Consider the following 20,809-nt stretch of genomic DNA (forward strand, 5'->3'; position numbering starts at 1 on the left):
CGCCGAGTCTTAACGGTCGGCCTTGCGCCTTTACATAACATCCTCATCTTTCTATATTCAAAAATCGTATGAATAACTCGCCACCATTCTGATAGTTATAATAAATGTTGTGCGCCACCGTTAATGGACCCTGAAATGCGTAAAGCAGTGATTGCGATCCAGGGCGGCGTAGGATTTACCGGAAATAAGGAGCTGCGGGTGCCGCACAGCGATGAACTGGATACCTGCGATGTTCTGTCCGTTAGCGGCCTGAACGTTGCGTTTCACCACCAGGTACAGCCGATAGAGGCTGTGCGTGATTTGTCATTTCACCTGAAGCGTGGCGAAACCCTGGCGATTGTCGGCGAGTCGGGATCGGGAAAATCGGTGACGGCGCTGGCGTTAATGCGACTGCTTACGCAGGCGGATGCGAATGTTCATAGCGGTGAAATGTTGTTGCGTCGGCGCAACCGTCAGGTGATTGAACTGTCTGAACAGAGTGACGCGCAGATGCAGCGCGTGCGCGGCGCAGATATCGCCATGATCTTCCAGGAGCCGATGACCTCGCTCAACCCGGTATTTACCGTTGGCGAGCAGATTGCCGAATCTATTCGCTTGCATCAGGGCGCCAGCCATGAAGAGGCGTTAACGGAAGCGAAACGTATGCTTGACCTGGTACGGATCCCTGAATCGCAGGCGATCTTATCACGTTATCCGCATCAGCTTTCCGGCGGTATGCGCCAGCGGGTCATGATCGCGATGGCGCTATCCTGCCGCCCGGCAGTATTGATTGCCGATGAACCCACCACGGCGCTGGATGTCACGATACAGGCGCAAATTCTGCAACTTATCAAAGTGTTGCAGCAAGAAATGTCGATGGGTGTGATTTTTATCACCCATGACATGGGCGTCGTGGCGGAGATCGCCGATCGCGTACTGGTGATGTATCAGGGCGAAGCCGTGGAAACCGGCAATGTAGCGCAAGTCTTCCATGCGCCAGCGCATCCTTATACCAAAGCGTTGCTGGCCGCCGTCCCCCAGTTGGGCGAGATGCGCGGCTACGCTCTGCCGCGTCGTTTTCCGCTGATTTCCGCCGATGAACCGGCCCCTTATGACGCGTATATTGAACAAAATACGGTGATGGAAGGTGAACCTATTCTTCAGGTCCGGGGGTTGGTGACGCGTTTTCCGCTACGTAGCGGTATTTTTAACCGCATTACGCGCGAAGTTCATGCCGTTGAGAATGTCAGTTTTGATCTCTGGCCCGGCGAAACGCTCTCGCTGGTGGGGGAGTCCGGCAGCGGAAAATCAACGACCGGACGTGCGCTGCTGCGACTGGTTGCATCCCGGCAGGGAGAGATCACCTTTAACGGCCAGCGCATTGACACTCTACCTGCGAGCAAACTCCAGCCGTTGCGCCGCGATATTCAGTGTATTTTCCAGGACCCTTACGCGTCGCTCGATCCGCGCCAGACTGTAGGGTATTCCATTCTGGAGCCGTTACGGATTCACGGTCTGGGACAGAGTGATGCCGCGGCAAAGCGTGTAGCCTGGCTGCTTGAGCGTGTCGGATTACGTCCTGAACATGCCTGGCGTTATCCACATGAGTTTTCTGGCGGTCAGCGTCAGCGTATTTGTATTGCTCGCGCGTTGGCACTGAACCCCAAAGTCATTATTGCTGATGAGGCAGTCTCTGCGCTGGATGTTTCCGTTCGCGGACAGATCATTAATTTACTGCTTGATTTACAGCGGGAGATGGGGATCGCCTACCTGTTTATTTCGCATGATATGGCGGTTGTGGAACGGATCAGCCATCGTGTGGCGGTGATGTACCTTGGTCAAATTGTTGAGATGGGGACACGGCGCGCCGTTTTTGAAAATCCACAGCATCCTTATACGCGTAAATTGATGGCGGCAGTGCCGGTAGCCGATCCCTCCAGACACCGACCGCAGCGCATACTGTTATCAGATGATATACCCAGCAATATTCGTAAACGTGGCGAAGAAACACCCGCCGTTTCATTACAGCTGGTTGGGCCGGAGCATTATGTTGCGCGTCCACTGCAGGATAATGCGCTCTCGCGCTTATAACATTCAGACTGGTAGGGCTTCAGGAGAACAACATGACGCAATTTTACGCGCATAAATGGCTGGCGGCGCTGGGACTGGCCTCATCCATCGCGGCTTTTCCGGCCCTGGCGGCCAAAGATGTGGTGGTGGCGGTAGGTTCTAATTTCACCACGCTCGATCCGTACGATGCCAACGATACGCTCTCGCAGGCGGTGGCGAAGTCATTTTATCAGGGGCTGTTTGGCCTGGATAAAGACATGAAGATAAAAAATGTGCTGGCGGAAGGCTATACCGTTTCTGTTGACGGCCTGACCTATACCATTACGTTACGGCAGGGGGTGAAATTTCAGGACGGCGCCGATTTTGATGCGGCGGCAGTGAAAGCGAATCTCGATCGCGCCAGCAATCCGCATAATCACCTCAAGCGTTATAACCTGTATAAAAATATCGCGAAAACGGATGTTGTCGATCCGGCAACGGTAAAAATTACTTTGAAACAGCCGTTCTCTGCTTTTATTAATATTCTGGCGCACCCGGCGACAGTGATGATTTCACCGAAGGCGCTGGAAAAATATGGTAAGGATATTGGTTTTCATCCCGTCGGCACCGGGCCTTACCAGCTTGAAACCTGGAATCAGACCGATTTTGTAAAAGTGAAGAAATTCCCCGGTTACTGGCAGCAGGGCCTACCTAAGCTGGACTCTATTACCTGGCGTCCGGTCACCGACAACAATACCCGCGCGGCGATGCTGCAAACCGGCGAAGCGCAGTTTGCATTCCCCATTCCCTATGAGCAGGCCGCATTACTGGCGAAAAATAAAAACCTCGAACTGGTCGCCAGCCCGTCCATTATGCAGCGTTATATCAGTATGAACGTGACGCAGAAGCCGTTTGATAATCCTGAGGTGCGTGAGGCGTTGAATTACGCTATCAATCGTCAGGCGCTGGTCAAAGTTGCCTTTGCCGGGTATGCCACGCCGGCGACGGGGGTAGTGCCGCCGTCGATAGCCTATGCGCAGAGCTATAAGCCATGGCCTTACGATCCGGCTAAAGCGCGCAAATTATTGAAAGAAGCCGGATATCCAAACGGTTTCAGTACCACGCTGTGGTCGTCTCATAACCATAGCACTGCGCAAAAAGTGTTACAGTTTACTCAACAGCAACTGGCGCTGATTGGTATTAAAGCGCGAATAACCGCCATGGATGCCGGACAACGTGCTGCGGAAGTTGAAGGAAAAGGGCAAGAAGAGAGTGGTGTGCGAATGTTCTATACCGGCTGGTCGGCGTCAACGGGCGAAGCGGATTGGGCGTTATCGCCGCTCTTTGCATCGCAAAACTGGCCGCCGACACAGTTTAATACCGCCTTTTACAGCAATCAGCAAGTTGATAGTGATTTGGCGGCGGCGTTAAAGACTCACGATCCGCAGCAGAAAACACGCTTGTACAAAGATGCGCAGGATATTATCTGGAAAGAGTCGCCCTGGATACCACTGGTAGTAGAAAAATTGGTTTCTGCGCATAGCAAAAATTTGACCGGCTTCTGGATTATGCCGGATACCGGTTTCAGCTTTGATGATGCAGATTTGCAATAAGTGACGCGATGAGGCTGGATGCGGGGGCGTTGTCCGCCATCCGGTGAAAGGTTTGTGTAATGCTTAACTATATTCTCAAGCGCCTGCTGGGGTTAGTTCCCACGCTGCTGATTGTAGCGGTGTTGGTGTTTTTATTTGTTCATCTGTTGCCTGGCGACCCGGCGCGGCTGATCGCCGGTCCGGAAGCCGATGCGCAAGTGATCGACCTGGTTCGTCAGCAGCTTGGTCTTGATAGACCGCTTTATCTCCAGTTCTGGCATTACATCACCCATGTTTTGCAGGGGGATTTCGGTACGTCGATGGTTTCCCGTCGCCCGGTTTCTGAAGAGATCGCCAGCCGTTTTCTGCCGACTCTGTGGCTGACAATAACCAGTATGATATGGGCGGTACTGTTTGGCATGGCGCTCGGCATCGTGGCCGCTGTGTGGCGTAATCGCTGGCCTGACCGGGTTGGTATGACGCTTGCCGTAACTGGTATTTCTTTTCCGGCTTTTGCGCTGGGAATACTGTTAATGCAGATTTTTTCCGTTGAGCTGGGTTGGCTGCCGACCGTGGGGGCGGATAGCTGGCAACATTATATTTTGCCCTCCCTGACGCTTGGCGCGGCGGTGGCATCTGTGATGGCGCGTTTTACGCGCTCCTCGTTTGTCGATGTCCTGAGCGAAGACTATATGAGAACCGCGCGGGCGAAAGGCGTAAGTGAAACGTGGGTGGTGTTAAAACATGGCCTGCGCAACGCGATGATCCCGGTGGTCACCATGATGGGACTGCAATTTGGCTTTTTGCTCGGAGGATCGATTGTCGTCGAAAAAGTATTTAACTGGCCAGGTCTGGGACGATTACTGGTGGACTCTGTCGAAATGCGTGACTATCCCGTGATTCAGGCTGAAGTGTTGCTGTTTTCGCTGGAATTTATTCTTATCAACTTAGTGGTGGATGTTCTCTATGCTGCCATTAACCCGGCTATCAGGTATAAGTGAGGATGCGATTATTAAACTGGCGCCGCCAGGCGATGTTGAATGCCATGCCTGTGGTAAAACCCGAACAGATACGTACGCCGTGGCGGGAGTTCTGGCGTCGCTTTCGCCGCCAGCATGTGGCGTTGAGCGCCGGAGGATTCGTACTGGCGTTAATTCTGGTGGCGATTTTCGCGCGTTGGCTGACGCCTTACGATGCGGAAAACTATTTTGATTATGACAGCCTGAATAACGGTCCCTCTTTGCAGCACTGGTTTGGCGTTGACTCTCTGGGAAGAGATATCTTTAGTCGGGTTCTCGTGGGGGCGCAGATCTCGCTGGCGGCTGGCGTATTTGCGGTACTTATCGGCGCGATAATCGGCACTGTGTTGGGATTGCTGGCGGGATATTATGAAGGCTGGTGGGATCGTCTCACTATGCGCATTTGCGATGTGTTGTTTGCTTTCCCGGGCATTCTGTTGGCGATTGCCGTCGTCGCGGTGCTGGGCAGTGGTATCGCCAATGTAATCGTGGCGGTGGCGATTTTTTCTATTCCGGCGTTTGCCCGTCTGGTGCGCGGAAATACCCTGGTCTTAAAACAGCAGACCTTTATTGAGTCTGCGCGCAGTATCGGCGCCAGTGACGTGACGATTTTGTTTAGCCATATCTTGCCGGGGACGGTTTCGTCAATCGTCGTTTACTTTACGATGCGTATCGGTACATCGATCATTTCCGCCGCCAGTCTGTCGTTTCTCGGATTAGGCGCGCAGCCACCGACGCCGGAGTGGGGAGCGATGCTCAATGAGGCGCGGGCGGATATGGTCATCGCACCACACGTCGCGCTATTCCCGGCGGTAGCGATTTTCCTGACGGTGCTGGCATTTAACCTGTTAGGCGACGGGCTACGCGATGCGCTGGACCCGAAGGTTAAAGGGTAAGATTTAGCGGTACTGCCCCGTGACGCTAATGACCACCAGGCCTGAAGTGGGCAGGAACGTAGGCTGGATAAGGCATTCATACCGCCACCGGGCATGAATGCCAGAGGGAGAATGGGTTAAACCCGGCTTCCCCACAAATCATATTCGTCGGCGTTTTCTACCTTCACGCGTACGATGTCGCCAGGTTTGACGTTGGTTTCGCCGTTCAGATAGACCGCGCCGTCAATTTCTGGCGCATCCGCCATGCTGCGCCCAATAGCGCCTTCTTCATCAACCTCATCGACGATCACCAGAATTTCACGACCTACTTTTTCCTGCAAACGTTCAGCGGAGATCTGCTGTTGCAGTTGCATAAAACGATTCCAGCGCTCTTCTTTCACCGCTTCCGGCACCTGATCCGGGAGATCGTTCGCGCCTGCGCCTTCTACCGGGCTGTACTTGAAGCAGCCCACACGATCAAGACGCGCCTCTTTCAGGAAGTCGAGCAGCATCTGGAAATCGTCTTCCGTTTCACCGGGGAAGCCGACAATGAAGGTGGAGCGGAGCGTTAGCTCCGGGCAGATTGCGCGCCACTGCTTAATACGCGCCAACTGGCGGTCAACGGAGCCTGGACGTTTCATTAATTTAAGAATTCGCGGGCTGGCATGTTGCAGCGGAATGTCCAGATAGGGCAGGATTTTGCCTTCCGCCATTAGCGGGATCACATCATCAACGTGCGGGTAGGGGTAAACGTAATGCAGACGCGTCCAGACGCCCAGTTTTGATAACTGTTCGCACAGGCTTACCATACTGGTTTTCACCGGCTCGCCGTTGTGGAAACCGGTGCGATGCTTCACATCCACGCCGTAGGCGGAGGTGTCCTGTGAGATCACCAGAATCTCTTTGACTCCGGCGTCAACCAGACGTTTTGCTTCGCTTAACACATCGCCAATCGGACGGCTGACCAAATCTCCGCGCATCGACGGAATGATGCAGAATGTGCAACGGTGATTACAGCCCTCGGAAATTTTCAGATACGCATAATGGCGCGGCGTTAGCTTTACGCCCTGTTCCGGTACGAGACTTAAAAATGGATTGTGCTTCGGTTTTGGCACGTAATGATGCACGTGCTGCAGAACCTGCTCATAGCTATGCGGCCCGGTGATCTCCAGAACTTTCGGATGCACTTCACGGATCTGATCTTCTTTTGCGCCCAGGCAGCCGGTGACGATCACCTTACCGTTTTCATTCAGCGCTTCGCCAATGGCTTCCAGTGATTCCTGTACCGCACTGTCAATAAAACCGCAGGTATTGACAATAACCATATCCGCATCGTCATAACGTGGTACAACGTCATAGCCTTCGGTGCGCAGTTCAGTCAGGATACGTTCCGAATCAACGAGATTTTTCGGACAGCCCAGGGAAACGAAGCCGATCTTCGGCTGGTGGGTTACATTACTCATAGCTTAAAAAGTGTTCATTTATTGGAGTGGTCAGGGCAGGGATTCTACAGATATCCGGACAAAAATTGTATCGCAATCTCATTGGCAGCAGCGGCATACGCCACTGCCGTTATTAACGAAGGGTGAAAAAGGGTAATTCTAAGAAAATTCTTGATCTCAGACACCCATTTGTCTAAAAAACGACCATACTATTATGTTGAACCCTGGTAGAAAAGAGGAGGAAAAAGGTATGGTCGTTGACAGACTGAGAACCGATCTTCTCAACAAGCTGATAAACGCGCGTATCGATCTGGCCGCTTATCTGCAACTGCGAAAAGCGAAGGGGTATATGTCAGTCAGCGAAAGTGACACTCTGCGTGATAATTTTTTTGAACTGAACCGCGAACTCCACGATCAATCTCTACGGCAGAGACTGCATCTTGATCAGGAAGAGTGGAATGCGCTGCGCCGCGCTGAAGGTGCGCTCGCTGCCGCCGCGGTGTGTTTAATGAGCGGACACCATGATTGTCCGGCCTTTATTGCCGTCAACGCAGATAAACTTGAAAACTGTCTGACAACTTTGACACTGAGCATTCAGAGTCTGAAAGCACATTCACCCCTTATACAGGTCTGAACACCGGGGGAGGCGACTCCCCCTTTTACCGGACCGCGTGGCTTAATGTTTTGTAAAAATAAACCGACCTCCTCTGATGCTGGCTACGCTTTAACGCAGGGTCCTGAAGGAGGCGGTATGCGTCGAATACTTCTCGCGATAGTTTCATTATCCCTTTTCTCTTCGTGGTCTAATGCGGAGCTTGCGCCGGTGAATGTTGAGGTACTGCAAACCCGACTTGATCATCCGTGGTCGCTGGCTTTTTTGCCCGATAACCGTGGAATGCTGATTACCCTGAAAGGGGGGCAACTACGTCACTGGCAGGCTGGACAGGGCCTTTCCGATCCGCTGGCTGGCGTACCGAACGTGTGGGCTAGTGGGCAGGGAGGTTTACTGGACGTCGTGCTGGCACCTGACTTTGCCCAGTCGCGCCGCGTCTGGCTGAGCTATACCGAAGTCGACAGCGAGGGAAAAGCCGGCACGGCAGTCGGCTTTGGGCGGCTGAGCGATGATCTCCGGCGTCTGGAGCATTTCCGTACCGTGTTTCGCCAGATGCCGAAACTCTCCACTGGCAACCATTTCGGCGGACGTATGGCATTCGACGCGAACGGAGATCTTTTTATTGCCCTGGGTGAAAATAACCAACGCTCTACTGCACAGGATTTGGATAAGTTACAGGGCAAGCTGGTACGGTTGACCGGGCAAGGCGAAATCCCGCCGGATAATCCATTTGTTCATCAGGCGGGGGCGCGTGCGGAAATCTGGGCTTACGGTATTCGTAATCCACAGGGACTGGCAATCAATCCCTGGAGCGGTGCGTTATGGCTGCATGAACACGGTCCGCGCGGCGGCGACGAAATTAATATTCCGGAAAAAGGCAAAAATTACGGCTGGCCGCTGGCCACATGGGGCGTCAATTATAGCGGTTTGAAAGTGCCGGAAGCCAAAGGCGAAATTGTCGAGGGGACTGAGCAACCGGTTTACTACTGGAAGGATTCTCCCGCGATAAGCGGGATGGCTTTTTATACCAGTGATGTTTTTGCACCGTGGCGGCACACACTGTTTATCGGCGCGCTAAAAGATAAAGAGGTCATTGTGATGCGCGTCGATGGCAATACGGTGACGGAAGAAGGCCGTCTTCTGGGCGACAGAAAACAGCGCATCCGTGATGTGCGTGTCGGACCTGACGGCTACTTATATGTATTGACCGATGAGTCCGACGGGCAGTTACTCAAGGTCAGTCCTGCAGCCACGCGTTAGGTCACCGGGATCATCACCACTTTGCGAAAAGCAGGGCGCTCGGTGAGCTGTTGATACCAGCGCTCCAGATTCGGGCGTGGCGTCCATTTCAGACCCACGTTCAACAGGTTATAGACGAAAGGCGCAATAGCGATATCGCCAGTGCCGAAATTCTCCCCCGAGAACCATGGCTGCCGGGCCAGAGCCTCATCAAGAAGCGCAAACAGGCTATCGCACTTTTCGATACCCGCCTCAATTGCCGCCCGATCGCGTTTTTCCGGCGGGGTTCTGACTAATCCCATCAGGATGACACGGTGCGCCGGGCTTAACGTTTGGTTTGCCCAGTCCATCCATTTTTCGCCTTCCGCACGGCGCGCCGGACTATCGACCCATAACCGATTTTGGCCGTATTGCGCCGCCAGATAACGGACAATGGTATTCGATTCCCACAATAACAGGTTGGTTTCATCATCTTTAAGTAGCGGTACCAGGCCATTGGGATTCATTGCCAGATAGTCGGCATCCTGATTAACCCCGAACTTCCCGCCTGCCAGAATTTGATCATATGGCAGTTCAAGCTCCTCAAGCGTCCACAACACTTTTTTAACGTTAGTCGAGTTGTTCCGGCCCCACAGCGTAATCATATTGACCCCTTATGTTTTATCAGGATGATGACAGTCATCGGCCTACCGTGAGATAAACCTAACATTTACACAATGGCCTGTAAAAAAATCGTTATGAAGGAAGCGTAACGGGATGTTATTGCATAAACTTTAAAAACTTTACCAAGTTACGGTTTCTTTAACGTCGTGAGTGCGCTATTACTCACCGCACTTATTACACGGTGGTGTGACGTGTGTTTTTGGAATGGATACTCGGGTGGTACTATGACGCAATACGCTTCTTCCCTTCGTAGCCTCGCTGCAGGTTCGCTTCTCTTATTCCTTTTCGCGTCGCCTGTAAAGGCGGAGGAGCAAACGATCGCGCCGCCGGGCGTTGACGCGCGTGCCTGGATCTTAATGGATTACGCCAGTGGTAAAGTGCTGGCGGAAGGCAACGCCGATGAAAAACTCGATCCTGCTAGCTTGACAAAAATTATGACCAGCTACGTTGTCGGTCAGGCGTTAAAGGCGGGGAAAATCAAGCTGACCGATATGGTAACGGTCGGTAAAGATGCCTGGGCGACAGGGAATCCGGCGCTACGAGGTTCGTCAGTGATGTTTCTGAAGCCTGGCGATCAGGTGTCGGTGGCGGACCTTAATAAAGGCATCATCATTCAGTCAGGTAATGATGCCTGTATTGCGCTTGCCGATTATGTCGCCGGAAGCAAGGAGTCCTTTATCGGTCTGATGAACGCCTATGCGAAACGACTGGGGTTAACGAATACAACCTTCCAGACGGTACACGGCCTTGATGCGCCAGGGCAGTTTAGTACCGCGCGTGATATGGCGCTGCTTGGCAAGGCTTTGATCCACGATGTGCCTGACGAGTATGCCATTCATAAAGAGAAAGAGTTTACTTTTAATAATATTCGTCAGCCAAACCGTAACCGACTGTTGTGGAGCACGAATCTGCATGTCGACGGCATGAAAACGGGAACGACGGCAGGGGCCGGGTATAACCTTGTCGCGTCCGCCACCCAGGGCGATATGCGCCTGATCTCGGTCGTGCTGGGGGCGAAAACGGACCGTATTCGTTTTAATGAGTCAGAAAAACTGCTGACCTGGGGTTTCCGCTTCTTTGAAACGGTTACGCCGATTAAACCAGACGCGACGTTCGTGACGCAACGGGTCTGGTTTGGCGATAAACGTGAGGTCAATTTGGGGGCGGGCGATGCGGGGTCTGTGACGATTCCGCGTGGGCAGCTTAAAAACCTCAAGGCCAGCTTTACGTTGAACGAACCACAGCTCACGGCGCCGTTGAAGAAAGGGCAGGTTGTCGGCACTATCGACTTCCAGCTTAACGGGAAATCCATTGAACAGCGCCCGTTACTGGTGATGGAAAATGTCGATGAAGGCGGATTTTTCAGCCGGATGTGGGATTTTGTATTGATGAAGTTCCATCAGTGGTTTGGTAGCTGGTTCTCATAAGATAATCTGATTGCCGGGTGAGCGGTTCATCCGGCAACCTGCGGTTAATACATCAGAGTGATGTGCTGCGCTTTAGCGTAGGCCACAAAGGCATCATCGGGGCGGCGGTCGCTGATAATCGTATCAAAGCGTGATAATTCCCCCATCCGCGCCGGGCGTACCTTGCCAAATTTACTGTGATCCACCACCAGTACATGGCGCTGTGCCATCGTCATTGCCCAATGTTTTACCGGCAGTTCTTCCAGATTAAAGCAGGTCGCGCCCTTACTGGTGTGAACGCCGGCGGCGGAATAAAACGCAATATCCGGGCAAATATTGTTTAACGTTTCATGGAAATCAAGTGGTTTAAAAATCGCGTTGCTGGCGTGAAACTCCCCGCCGCTGAGGATAGCACGGCAATGAGGTTTTTCCTGCAGCGCCAGAAAGGTATTAAGCGAATAGCATACCGCCGTAAAGGGAAGGTCATCATCAATGGCTTCAATAATCCAGGGGGTGGTGGTACCACAATCGATAAATATCGTCTGATGCGCCTGTATCAGGCCTGCGGCCAGCTGCGCGGCGCGGCGTTTTTCTTCTACCAGACGGGATTTTTGATCGCTTAACAGATAATGACTGGCGCTGCGGGGTTCCAGTACGATATAGCCACCCAACAACACGACGGGCGCACTTTTATGGTTTAGATCGCGACGGATGGTCATTTCAGAGACGCCCAACAGGGTCGCGGCTTCTTTAAGGTGGAGTTTATCGCTGCGTTTTAAGGCCTGCAGCAATTGACCAATCCGCTCGTCGCGTCGCGTTTCCATAATTCTCCTGAAGAGTCAAATAAGCGCCCCGTACCATACAGAGCGTTTAATATTACTCTTTTTTTTGCCGTTTAGTCACGCACCCACCCCTTACGAATGGGGAGCGCGAAACAGAAACGATAACAACGCTGCAAAGCCTGGTAGAGCGGCGTACCGTATCGTTGCCAGATCAGTTGTGCGCTCAGGCAGCCAAGCATCGCCACCAGCAGCGCGCCAATCATATCTAACGGCCAGTGTACGCCGAGATAGACGCGCGACCAGGCAATAGTTGTGGCTATCGCCATCATGATGATGCCTGACCAGAGACGATGCCAGAGCAAAAATGCCAGCGCAAAGGTAAAAATCACCGTACCGTGATCGCTGGGGAAAGAATCATCAGGAGCATGATGCAGGAAGTTGTAGCCGATATGATCGACAAAAGGACGATCGTGCGGGAAAAGGTGTCCCATTGCCCATGAAACCACCAGGCTGATAATCAGTGCGATACCTATTTTCACAATCAACTGACGTTGGGCGCAGACCTGGTCGCGGGGCCCCCACAACCAGAGCACAACGGCTAAAAGCGGGACGATGTTGATCACATCTTTGGCGATAAAGGTTGCGAGTGAAATCATCCACTGCGCAGAATCAGGCGTGGCGTTGATAACATAAAACAGCGAGTTGTTAAGGTTTTCCAGCATAACATCCAGGCTCAAAGCAATGAGATCAAAAGGGACAGCCAGCGATTATCCCCGTACAAACTGAGCATAAAGGCACCGTAACACGAAGGAAAAGCGGTATTGTCTTATTTCGCTGCAACAAAAGAGATTTAAGACAATGGCATAAAATATCTTCCATGATAACGGCGTCAACTTAAATTAACCTTAAAGTATGCCAGCGCTAAACGGCTTTCTGTAAAAATGTGCGCAATTTTCATTGACGTCTCATAATTTACTATCTCCGTTCCGGGACTTTCATTACACTTTGCGCGGTTTTTTATTTGCGAAGAGATGGTAATGCATAACCGTACACAATCAGGCGCCAGGCTGGGACGCCAGGCGCTACTTTTTCCTCTCTGTCTGGTGCTGTACGAATTTTCTACCTATATTGGCAACGACATGATCCAGCCGGGGATGTTGGCGGTAGTGGAGCAGTACCAGGCGGGCCTGGACTGGGTTCCGACCTCAATGACCGCCTATCTGGCGGGCGGCATGTTCTTACAGTGGCTACTTGGACCGTTATCCGACCGTATTGGTCGTCGTCCCGTGATGCTGGCGGGCGTTATATGGTTTATTGTCACCTGCCTGGCGACGTTGCTGGCGAAAAATATTGAACAGTTTACATTCCTGCGTTTTTTACAGGGAATTAGCCTGTGTTTTATCGGCGCCGTGGGGTATGCCGCAATCCAGGAATCCTTTGAGGAAGCGGTATGTATAAAAATTACCGCCCTGATGGCGAACGTAGCGCTAATCGCACCGTTACTGGGACCGTTGGTTGGGGCTGCATGGGTACATGTTCTGCCGTGGGAGGGCATGTTTATTCTGTTTGCCGCGCTGGCCGCTATTGCCTTTTTCGGATTACAGCGTGCAATGCCGGAGACCGCCACGCGGCGCGGCGAAATGCTGTCGCTCAAAGATCTTGGACGAGACTATCAGCGGGTAATAAAAAATCGACGGTTTGTCGCAGGGGCGTTAGCTTTGGGATTTGTCAGCCTGCCGCTGTTGGCCTGGATTGCCCAGTCGCCGATTATTATCATTAGCGGCGAACAGCTCAGCAGCTATGAATATGGACTGCTGCAGGTGCCTGTTTTTGGCGCGTTGATTGCCGGTAACCTAGTTCTGGCGCGTTTAACTTCCCGACGTACGGTTCGCTCGCTGATCGTGATGGGCGGCTGGCCTATCGTGGCAGGGCTGATTATTGCCGCGGCGGCGACGGTTGTTTCATCTCATGCTTACTTATGGATGACGGCAGGACTAAGCATATACGCTTTTGGCATTGGGCTGGCGAATGCCGGACTGGTGCGTCTGACGCTTTTCTCCAGTGATATGAGTAAAGGAACGGTATCAGCGGCGATGGGAATGCTACAGATGTTAATTTTTACCGTGGGCATTGAAGTGAGCAAACATGCCTGGTTAAGCGGCGGCAACGGGCTATTTAGCCTGTTTAATCTGGCAAATGGCATACTTTGGCTGCTGCTAATGCTGGTCTTCTTAAAAAATAAGCGGACAGGGGATTCGCAAACAGATCCTGAGAGCGGCTATGCCTGAGAAACCTTCAGTGCTCAGGCATAGAGATGCCTCCGCTAGATGTTGAACGGCGGCGCGTTTTTTAATATCTCATCAATGATATCCAGCACGCCCTCCTGATTATTCGATCCGGCGCGGTATTTCGCCGCTGCCGCGACCACTTCGTTGGCGTGCGCCATCGCAAAACTAAACCCGGCCTGGCGTAGCATCTCAATATCGTTGCCGCCGTCGCCGAACACCACGACTTCATTATCATGAATGCCCCAACGCTGCTGTAACAGGCGCAGGCCGTTGGCTTTATGGACGCCGGGAATAATTAAATCGATGCTGCCATAGCCAGTATGAACGGGGACCATGATATCGCCAATGGCGTCGTGCAACGCCGCCTGTACTTCTGGTATCCGCTCATCGGTAATGTTGAGCCCGAATTTGAAAAAGACATCGTTAATATTATTAAAATTATCCACGAATTCCAGACGGTGGTAATACATTGCCGCAACGGCTTTTAAGGCATCATCATACCGTTTTAGCGTGTAGGCGCTGTTTTTCCCGCAGGCGATAATCTCTACATCGGCACGTGTGAGCAGGTGATCGACAACCGTCTGGAAGTCGGTTTTTGTCAGCTCACCGTTAAAAATATCTTCTCCTTCGCTTACCACCCAGCCGCCATTTTCCGCGACAAAAGCGATTTCGTGCGCAATTTCCGGAAAGAAGGAAATTAGCTGGTAATACTGATTGCCGCTGGCTACGACAAAGCGAATGCCTTGCTGCTTCATTTGCTGATACTGCGCCATAAACCGCTCACGGTTATAGGTTTTATGATCGCTCAGAAAAGTGCCGTCCATGTCGACGGCGATTAATTTGATACTCATGCGTTATGCTCCATCACTGGTTGCGTCGTCGATACAGGTTTGGCGACGGCCTTCGCCACCAGCGCCGCCAGAATAACCAGCGCCAGCACGACCAACATGGCGCTGCGTAATCCATAGTGCTCCCCCAGATAACCCAACAGCGGCGGCCCGACCAGAAACGCCAGGTAGCCGGTTGTGGCGACAACGCTTACGCGTGTTGGCGCATCGGGACCGGTATCGCTGGCAGCAGAAATAGTCAGTGGGAAGCCGAGCGAGGCACCTAATCCCCAAAGAATGACTGATATGCCAGCAACCCAGGCACTATCCACAAAAATAATCAGACCAATTCCCAGCGCTCCCATCAACGCACTGGCGCGAACAACCGCTACACGGCTATAACGGTCGATAAACCAACCACCGGTAAAGCGGCCAACGGTCATACCGAGTGTAAAACCGGCATAGATCAGAGAACCGGAGGTTGGGCTAAAACCGTGCCCGTCTACCATCAGTAACGGCAGCCAGTCATTCGCGGAGCCTTCGGCGAATGCCATCGCCAGCACTACCACGCCAATAAGCAAAAGCTGGATGTCCCGATAAAAAGGTAATCCTTTTTCCTGAAGGTGAGAACCTTCCGATGCGTTTTTACCCGTACCGTCAGGGATCGCCCGAATAGCAATAAAAATGGGTGTAATAGCCACGGCAGCCGCGAGGATGATATGGAGGTTAGCCGGGACGCTTAATGCCGTTAACGCCATGCCGACCCCCGCGCCTGCCAGCGTGCCGAAACTGTAGAAACCATGCATCATCGGTAGAACGGTTTTCTTCAGTTCGCGTTCAACTGCGGCCCCTTCGACGTTAATCGCTACTTCGGCTGCACCAAAACTGGCGCCGAAAACCGCTAATCCAAGGGCAAAGATCAGCGGAGAGGTACACCATAGTGCGACGCTAAGAATTATCATTCCGCCTACTGCACAGGTCATCGTCGTGCGGATAACCTTACGGGTGCCAAATCGTTTCACCAGCCAGGCAGAACAAAGAATACCGCTCATCGAACCGATAGAAAGCCCGAATAAGACCGCGCCCATTTCGGCAGTAGAAACGGAAAGAATATCCCGGATAGCAGGTGTCCGGGTTGCCCAGGATGCCATCAGCAGTCCGGGTAAAAAGAAGAACATAAACAGCGCCCAGGTCCGGTGTTTCAAGGCGTTGCGTGAGGAGAGGACGGTCATAGCGTCAGGCCAGAAAAAAGAAGCGAGAGGTTAACATTAGCAAGCTTGTGTACATTTGTACATATCGTTGTCATACTTTGGTGTACAGATATGTTGGCTGTCTTTTTTTTGCAGTATCAGCGATAAGCTACTCTCGCCTGTCTCCTGAATGAGCCGTGGAACCCATCATGAAAGAAAATTCCGTTCGACGCGTCAATGACCCTGAGCGACGTGAAAAAATTATTCAGGCCACCCTGGAAGCGGTAAAAATATATGGCGTTCATGCCGTGACGCACCGAAAAATCGCCGCTATCGCACAGGTGCCGCTTGGCTCTATGACCTACTATTTTACCGGTATGGATGCCTTATTAAGCGAAGCTTTCACGCTATTCACCGAAAATATGTCGCATCAATATCAGCATTTTTTTGCGCAGGTGACGGATACGCAGGAGGCGTGTCAGGCGATAGCTGAAATGATTTACGGTTCACAGGTTACTACACCGGATAATATGGCGCTGATGTATCAATTATATGCCTATGCCAGCAGCAAGCCGGCATTAAAAATCGTCATGCAAAACTGGATGCAACGTAGCCAGAATACGCTAACGCAGTGGTTTGACTCACAGACCGCCCGCGCGCTGGATGCGTTTATTGAGGGAATGACGCTGCATGTTGTGACGGATAGAACGCCACTGGCGCGTGACGTGATTTTACAAATGGTAAGGCGTATCGCCGGAGAATGATGTCGTCTCCTCGTTCAGGGCCGGACAACAAAAAACCCATTTATGTAAATGGGTTGGTGAAAACAATGAGTTGCAAGATAATCAATAAGTTGGGTTGGTGGTGAGATGTGACGATTACGGGGGATTGTCAACCGCTGCCGCCACTTTGTCGCCACTTGGCAGCGTTGCCAGAGGATTGAAACGCAGCGCTGTTTCTAGGTGATCCGGTGCCAGATGTGCATAACGCATAGTCATTTTTATGTCGTGATGTCCGAGGATTTTTTGCAAAGTAAGGATATTTCCGCCCGATATCATGAAGTGCGCAGCGAACGTGTGACGCAGAACGTGTGTTAGTTGACCGCGTGGGATCACGATGGACGTTTTCTCCATCACGGACAAAAATTGAAAATAGCAGTCTGTGAACAAATTGAACCCATCAAGTGCCATGATCTCTTCGTAAAGCTCTTTACTGATAGGGATGCTTCTGTTTTTCTTCCCCCTTCGTTCTTACAAAAGTAATTCGATATTTGGTCACCTGTAAGCCGGTAAGATTTATTGCTTCTCGCCAGCGTGCGCCTGTGCTTAAGCATATCTTGACTACCAGTGCCAGAATTGAGTCCTGACGTTTGCAATCAGCCAGCAATTCAACAATCTGCTCATGGGTAAGCCATGCCATCTCTTTTTCTGCGATGATGAATTTTCGCATGTTCTCCAGTGGGTTCGGATACGACTGTGACCGAAGTGGACCGGGAAAACTAGCTGTGCCGGGTGAGAGTGGGCGAGCTTGAAACCAACTGGATTAACTGGCTGACGCTGCGTGCCGGTGGTGCCCGTACATGGTGGTGTCCGTCGCCGGATGAGCAGGTGGTGGTGCTGAGCATGGGCGGCAATCTGGAAACCGCTTTTGTGCTGCCCGCCATCTACTCCAATCAGTTTGCGCCGCCGTCGGATTCTGTGGACGGCTGCGTGACGGAGTACCCGGACGGGGGCTGGTTTGAGTACGAACCCGCCACCGGGCGGTGGCATGTCCGGGGTATCAAATCCATGGTGATCGAGGCGGCGGATAATATCACCCTCAAAACCGGTGAGTTTGTGGTGGAGGCTGACACAACACGCATTAACAGCGAGGTGGTGATCAACGGCGGCGTCACCCAGGGCGGCGGCGCAATGAGTCTAACGGGGTCGTGATGGATAAACACGGTCACACTGGCGTTAAGTCAGGCGGGGATACATCGGGAGGTCCGGTATGACGTTGTATATCGGTATGAGCAGGAATGACGGGCAGGTAATTGCAGATACCGACCATCTGCGCCAGTCGGTGCGGGATATTCTGCTGACGCCGCAGGGCAGTCGTCTTGCTCGCCGGGAATATGGCTCCCTACTGTCTGCCCTGATTGACCAGCCGCAGAACCCGGCACTGCGCCTGCAGATTATGTCTGCAGTCTATGTGGCGCTGAACCGCTGGGAGCCGCGCCTTACGCTGGACTCCATCACCATCAACGGCAATTTTGACGGCTCTATGGTGGTTGAGCTTACGGGACATAGTAATAACGGAGCACCGGTTTCCCTTTCCATATCAACAGGAGCAGACAATGGCAGTCATTGACCTTTCCTGGTTACCGCCGCCGCAGATAGTGGACGTGCCGGATTTTGAGACGTTGCTGGCTGAGCGCAAGGCCTCTTTTGTGGCTCTTTATCCTGTGGATGAACAGGACGCGGTGCGGCGCACGCTGGCGCTGGAATCTGAACCCGTCACCAAGCTGCTGCAGGAAAGCACCTACCGCGAAATCCTGCTGCGCCAGCGTATTAACGAGGCTGCGCAGGCGGTGATGGTGGCCTATTCGATGGGAAATGATCTTGAGCAGCTGGCAGCCAACTGCAACGTGAAACGTCTGACGGTAGTGCCTGCTGATAATGATGCAGTACCGCCGGTCGCCGCAGTGATGGAAGATGATGAGGCGCTGCGCCAGCGCATCCCTGCAGCATTTGAGGGACTGTCCGTTGCTGGCCCTACGGGAGCCTATGAATTTCACGCCAGAAGTGCGGACGGACGTGTGGCAGATGCCAGCGCAACCAGTCCGGCCCCTGCCGAGGTGGTACTTACCGTGCTGAGCCGGGAGGGTGACGGTACAGCAGTAAAAGACCTGCTGGATGTGATTGAAAAAGCCCTGAACAGTGAAAGTGTACGCCCGGTGGCTGACCGTCTGACGGTTCGTAGTGCGGAGATCATCCCGTACCGGGTGAAGGCTACCATTTTTCTTTATCCAGGGCCGGAAGAGGAGCCTGTTATGGCGGCGGCAAAAGCCAGCCTGCAGAGGTACATCGCCAGTCAGACGAGGCTGGGACGTGATATCCGCCGCAGCGCCATTTATGCCGCGTTGCACGTGGAGGGCGTCCAGCGTGTGGAGCTGACGTCCCCTCTGGAGGATGTGGTGCTGGATAAGACGCAGGCGGCATCCTGTACTGAATGGAGCGTTACCAACGGGGGCACGGATGAATAGTCTGTTGCCGCCGGGTTCGTCGCCGCTTGAGCGCCGACTGGCGCAGACCTGCAACGGGATTTCCGATCTGCAGGTATCGCTGCGTGATTTGTGGAACCCGGCAACCTGCCCGATCAGATTTCTGCCTTATCTTGCCTGGGCGTTTTCTGTTGACCGCTGGGATGAGAGCTGGGCAGAAAGCGTCAAGCGCCGCGTTGTGCAGGACGCTTTTTATATCCATCAGCACAAGGGGACAACCAGCGCCGTGCGGCGCGTGGTGGAGCCGTTCGGCTTCCTGATCCGCATCATTGAGTGGTGGCAGACCGGCGAAACGCCGGGGACGTTCCGTCTGGATATTGGCGTGCAGGACCAGGGCATAACAGAAGGAACCTATCTGGAGCTGGAGCGCCTGATCGGTGATGCCAAACCATGCAGCCGTCATCTGGTTGGTATGTCCATCAACCTGCAGACAGGCGGCCCGTATTTTGTGGGTGCAGCCACCTACACCGGCGAAGAAATCACGATCTACCCGTACATCAACGAAACCATTATTTCCGGCGGCACCGCCTATGAGGGCGGAGCGGTCCATGTTATTGACACGATGAGAGTGAACCCATGAGCGCAAAATTTTACACCCTGCTGACGGATATCGGCGCGGCGAAACTGGCAAGCGCCACCGCGCTCGGTGTCCCGTTGAAAATTACCCATATGGAGGTGGGTAGCGGTGGCGGTGTGCTGCCCACACCCAATTCGCAACAGACCGCATTAGTGGCTGAGGAGCGCCGCGCGGCGCTGAATATGCTGTATATCGATCCGCAGAATAGCAGCCAGATTATTGCTGAGCAGGTGATCCCGGAAAATAAGGGCGGTTGGTGGATTCGTGAAGTTGGTTTGTTTGATGAAACCGGTGCGTTGATCGCTGTGGGTAACTGCCCTGAGAGCTACGAGTCACAACTGGCAGAAGGGAGCGGACGTACGCAGACCGTGCGCATGGTACTGATTACCAGCAGCACCGATAACATCACCCTGAAAATTGGCCCTGCTGTGGTTCTGGCAACCCGCAAATATGTGGATAACAAGGTGCTGGAGCTTAAGGTGTATGTTGATGACCTGATGGCAAAGCACCTTGAAGCTGTTGATCCTCATTCGCAGTATGCACCAAAAGACAGTCCGACACTCACCGGCACGCCAAAAGCGCCGACTGCGGCGGCAGGCAATAATTCGACGCAGCTTGCAAATACGGCCTTTGTGCAGGCTGCTATTCTTGCCATGATTGGTGGCGCACCGGCAACGCTGGATGCGCTGAAAGAAATTGCAGCAGCTATCAATAATGACCCGAATTTCAGTACCACCATGAACAATGCGCTGACACTGAAAGCACCGCTGGCAAATCCGGCCCTGACCGGAACGCCCACGGCTCCCACTGCAGTTCAGTCAACGAACAATACGCAGATTGCCACTACCGCGTTTGTGAAATCTGCCGTTGCCGGGCTGGTCGGTTCCGTCGCCGGAGGCGCTGGATACACTGAATGAACTGGCGGCTGCGATGGGAAATGATCCTAACTTTACGACAACAGTGATGAACGCGTTGTCGGGAAAACAGCCACCTGATGCCACGCTGA

18 protein-coding genes and 3 pseudogenes are annotated in these 20,809 nt (G+C 52.9%); 14 read left to right on the forward strand and 7 right to left on the reverse strand.

Annotated features, from left to right (window positions below):
- Window positions 1-198 precede the first annotated feature (198 nt).
- From gsiA to gsiD, 4 genes are read left to right on the forward strand one after another with little or no spacing between them, the layout of a single operon-like run.
- Window positions 199-2,070, forward strand: coding sequence for a glutathione ABC transporter ATP-binding protein GsiA (gene gsiA / locus SBG_RS03845; RefSeq protein ID WP_015702778.1), 1,872 nt, complete (start codon window positions 199-201; stop codon window positions 2,068-2,070).
- 32 nt (window positions 2,071-2,102) lie between these two features.
- The gene (gene gsiB, locus SBG_RS03850) at window positions 2,103-3,641 is read left to right on the forward strand and encodes a glutathione ABC transporter substrate-binding protein GsiB (RefSeq protein WP_000191697.1); all 1,539 of its coding nucleotides are present in this window, start codon (window positions 2,103-2,105) and stop codon (window positions 3,639-3,641) included.
- 59 nt (window positions 3,642-3,700) lie between these two features.
- The gene (gene gsiC / locus SBG_RS03855; RefSeq protein ID WP_000935938.1) at window positions 3,701-4,621 is read left to right on the forward strand and encodes a glutathione ABC transporter permease GsiC; all 921 of its coding nucleotides are present in this window, start codon (window positions 3,701-3,703) and stop codon (window positions 4,619-4,621) included.
- A gap of 2 nt (window positions 4,622-4,623) precedes the next feature.
- Window positions 4,624-5,535, forward strand: coding sequence for a glutathione ABC transporter permease GsiD (gene gsiD, locus SBG_RS03860; protein WP_001238269.1), 912 nt, complete (start codon window positions 4,624-4,626; stop codon window positions 5,533-5,535).
- Window positions 5,536-5,651: 116 nt separating this feature from the next.
- On the opposite strand, the gene rimO is transcribed toward gsiD, so the two are convergent.
- Window positions 5,652-6,977: a 30S ribosomal protein S12 methylthiotransferase RimO gene (rimO, locus tag SBG_RS03865; protein ID WP_000073310.1), complete on the reverse strand. Its 1,326-nt coding sequence runs from the start codon at window positions 6,975-6,977 to the stop codon at window positions 5,652-5,654.
- Window positions 6,978-7,206: 229 nt separating this feature from the next.
- On the opposite strand from rimO, the gene bssR reads away from it, so the two are divergent.
- Together bssR and SBG_RS03875 are read left to right on the forward strand one after the other, a co-directional pair.
- A complete protein-coding gene (bssR, locus tag SBG_RS03870; RefSeq protein ID WP_000259654.1) occupies window positions 7,207-7,590 on the forward strand; it encodes a biofilm formation regulator BssR in 384 nt (127 codons plus the stop codon).
- Window positions 7,591-7,707: 117 nt separating this feature from the next.
- Complete coding sequence (locus tag SBG_RS03875; RefSeq protein WP_015702779.1) at window positions 7,708-8,829, forward strand: PQQ-dependent sugar dehydrogenase; 1,122 nt, start codon at window positions 7,708-7,710, stop codon at window positions 8,827-8,829.
- Here SBG_RS03875 and SBG_RS03880 read toward each other — a convergent pair.
- Entirely contained in the window at window positions 8,826-9,452 is a 627-nt protein-coding gene (locus SBG_RS03880; RefSeq protein WP_000631914.1) for a glutathione S-transferase family protein, read from the reverse strand. The genes SBG_RS03875 and SBG_RS03880 overlap by 4 nt on opposite strands.
- Window positions 9,453-9,695: 243 nt before the next feature.
- Between SBG_RS03880 and dacC the strand changes: the two genes are divergently transcribed.
- On the forward strand, window positions 9,696-10,898 hold the full coding sequence (dacC, locus tag SBG_RS03885) for a serine-type D-Ala-D-Ala carboxypeptidase (protein ID WP_000195705.1): 1,203 nt from the start codon (window positions 9,696-9,698) through the stop codon (window positions 10,896-10,898).
- Between the two features lie 44 nt (window positions 10,899-10,942).
- Here dacC and deoR read toward each other — a convergent pair whose 3' ends face one another.
- Window positions 10,943-11,701: a DNA-binding transcriptional repressor DeoR gene (gene deoR, locus SBG_RS03890; protein WP_000450099.1), complete on the reverse strand. Its 759-nt coding sequence runs from the start codon at window positions 11,699-11,701 to the stop codon at window positions 10,943-10,945.
- Window positions 11,702-11,772: 71 nt separating this feature from the next.
- Window positions 11,773-12,381 carry an undecaprenyl-diphosphate phosphatase gene (gene ybjG, locus SBG_RS03895; RefSeq protein ID WP_000892320.1) on the reverse strand — a complete coding sequence of 203 codons (609 nt, stop codon included), beginning with the start codon at window positions 12,379-12,381 and terminating at the stop codon, window positions 11,773-11,775.
- A 315-nt stretch (window positions 12,382-12,696) separates the two neighbouring features.
- Between ybjG and SBG_RS03900 the strand changes: the two genes are divergently transcribed.
- Window positions 12,697-13,947, forward strand: coding sequence for an MFS transporter (locus tag SBG_RS03900; RefSeq protein WP_000551908.1), 1,251 nt, complete (start codon window positions 12,697-12,699; stop codon window positions 13,945-13,947).
- A 35-nt stretch (window positions 13,948-13,982) separates the two neighbouring features.
- On the opposite strand, the gene SBG_RS03905 is transcribed toward SBG_RS03900, so the two are convergent.
- Window positions 13,983-14,798 (reverse strand): Cof-type HAD-IIB family hydrolase, encoded by an 816-nt coding sequence (locus SBG_RS03905; RefSeq protein WP_000023537.1) that lies wholly within the window; start codon window positions 14,796-14,798, stop codon window positions 13,983-13,985.
- Window positions 14,795-16,006 carry an MFS transporter gene (locus tag SBG_RS03910; protein ID WP_000217413.1) on the reverse strand — a complete coding sequence of 404 codons (1,212 nt, stop codon included), beginning with the start codon at window positions 16,004-16,006 and terminating at the stop codon, window positions 14,795-14,797. Before SBG_RS03910 ends, SBG_RS03905 begins: the two co-directional genes overlap by 4 nt.
- Window positions 16,007-16,173: 167 nt before the next feature.
- On the opposite strand from SBG_RS03910, the gene SBG_RS03915 reads away from it, so the two are divergent.
- Window positions 16,174-16,728, forward strand: a complete 555-nt coding sequence (locus SBG_RS03915) for a TetR/AcrR family transcriptional regulator (protein WP_000662486.1) — start codon at window positions 16,174-16,176, stop codon at window positions 16,726-16,728.
- A gap of 153 nt (window positions 16,729-16,881) precedes the next feature.
- On the opposite strand, the pseudogene SBG_RS23450 reads toward SBG_RS03915, so the two are convergent.
- Window positions 16,882-17,437: pseudogene (locus SBG_RS23450) on the reverse strand (tyrosine-type recombinase/integrase); the annotation flags it as partial.
- Between SBG_RS23450 and SBG_RS03925 the strand changes: the two are divergent.
- The 5 genes and pseudogenes from SBG_RS03925 to SBG_RS03945 all read left to right on the forward strand — a co-directional run.
- Window positions 17,404-17,957, forward strand: a pseudogene (locus tag SBG_RS03925) (phage baseplate assembly protein V). The pseudogenes SBG_RS23450 and SBG_RS03925 sit on opposite strands and share 34 nt — an antisense overlap.
- Entirely contained in the window at window positions 17,954-18,313 is a 360-nt protein-coding gene (locus SBG_RS03930) for a GPW/gp25 family protein (protein ID WP_000177407.1), read from the forward strand. Before SBG_RS03925 ends, SBG_RS03930 begins: the two are co-directional and overlap by 4 nt.
- Window positions 18,300-19,208 carry a baseplate assembly protein gene (locus SBG_RS03935; RefSeq protein WP_000268334.1) on the forward strand — a complete coding sequence of 303 codons (909 nt, stop codon included), beginning with the start codon at window positions 18,300-18,302 and terminating at the stop codon, window positions 19,206-19,208. The genes SBG_RS03930 and SBG_RS03935 overlap by 14 nt, the downstream gene beginning before the upstream one ends.
- Window positions 19,201-19,806: a phage tail protein I gene (locus SBG_RS03940; RefSeq protein ID WP_001086799.1), complete on the forward strand. Its 606-nt coding sequence runs from the start codon at window positions 19,201-19,203 to the stop codon at window positions 19,804-19,806. The genes SBG_RS03935 and SBG_RS03940 overlap by 8 nt, the downstream gene beginning before the upstream one ends.
- Window positions 19,803-20,579: pseudogene (locus SBG_RS03945) on the forward strand (phage tail protein); the annotation flags it as partial. The gene SBG_RS03940 and the pseudogene SBG_RS03945, both read left to right, overlap by 4 nt.
- Window positions 20,580-20,809: the final 230 nt, after the last annotated feature.

The organism is Salmonella bongori NCTC 12419, from assembly GCF_000252995.1.
GTDB classification, from domain to species: domain Bacteria; phylum Pseudomonadota; class Gammaproteobacteria; order Enterobacterales; family Enterobacteriaceae; genus Salmonella; species Salmonella bongori.

Excerpts from the sequence above, each read along its gene's own strand:
- rimO (WP_000073310.1), bottom strand. The coding sequence starts at position 6,977 with ATGAGTAATGTAACCCACCAGCCGAAGATCGGCTTCGTTTCCCTGGGC.
- gsiB (WP_000191697.1), top strand. The coding sequence starts at position 2,103 with ATGACGCAATTTTACGCGCATAAATGGCTGGCGGCGCTGGGACTGGCC.
- SBG_RS03940 (WP_001086799.1), top strand. The coding sequence starts at position 19,201 with ATGAATAGTCTGTTGCCGCCGGGTTCGTCGCCGCTTGAGCGCCGACTG.
- bssR (WP_000259654.1), top strand. The coding sequence starts at position 7,207 with ATGGTCGTTGACAGACTGAGAACCGATCTTCTCAACAAGCTGATAAAC.
- SBG_RS03880 (WP_000631914.1), bottom strand. The coding sequence starts at position 9,452 with ATGATTACGCTGTGGGGCCGGAACAACTCGACTAACGTTAAAAAAGTG.
- gsiD (WP_001238269.1), top strand. The coding sequence starts at position 4,624 with ATGCGATTATTAAACTGGCGCCGCCAGGCGATGTTGAATGCCATGCCT.
- SBG_RS03915 (WP_000662486.1), top strand. The coding sequence starts at position 16,174 with ATGAAAGAAAATTCCGTTCGACGCGTCAATGACCCTGAGCGACGTGAA.
- SBG_RS03930 (WP_000177407.1), top strand. The coding sequence starts at position 17,954 with ATGACGTTGTATATCGGTATGAGCAGGAATGACGGGCAGGTAATTGCA.
- SBG_RS03910 (WP_000217413.1), bottom strand. The coding sequence starts at position 16,006 with ATGACCGTCCTCTCCTCACGCAACGCCTTGAAACACCGGACCTGGGCG.
- deoR (WP_000450099.1), bottom strand. The coding sequence starts at position 11,701 with ATGGAAACGCGACGCGACGAGCGGATTGGTCAATTGCTGCAGGCCTTA.
- SBG_RS03935 (WP_000268334.1), top strand. The coding sequence starts at position 18,300 with ATGGCAGTCATTGACCTTTCCTGGTTACCGCCGCCGCAGATAGTGGAC.
- ybjG (WP_000892320.1), bottom strand. The coding sequence starts at position 12,381 with ATGCTGGAAAACCTTAACAACTCGCTGTTTTATGTTATCAACGCCACG.
- SBG_RS03905 (WP_000023537.1), bottom strand. The coding sequence starts at position 14,798 with ATGAGTATCAAATTAATCGCCGTCGACATGGACGGCACTTTTCTGAGC.
- SBG_RS03875 (WP_015702779.1), top strand. The coding sequence starts at position 7,708 with ATGCGTCGAATACTTCTCGCGATAGTTTCATTATCCCTTTTCTCTTCG.
- dacC (WP_000195705.1), top strand. The coding sequence starts at position 9,696 with ATGACGCAATACGCTTCTTCCCTTCGTAGCCTCGCTGCAGGTTCGCTT.
- SBG_RS03900 (WP_000551908.1), top strand. The coding sequence starts at position 12,697 with ATGCATAACCGTACACAATCAGGCGCCAGGCTGGGACGCCAGGCGCTA.
- gsiC (WP_000935938.1), top strand. The coding sequence starts at position 3,701 with ATGCTTAACTATATTCTCAAGCGCCTGCTGGGGTTAGTTCCCACGCTG.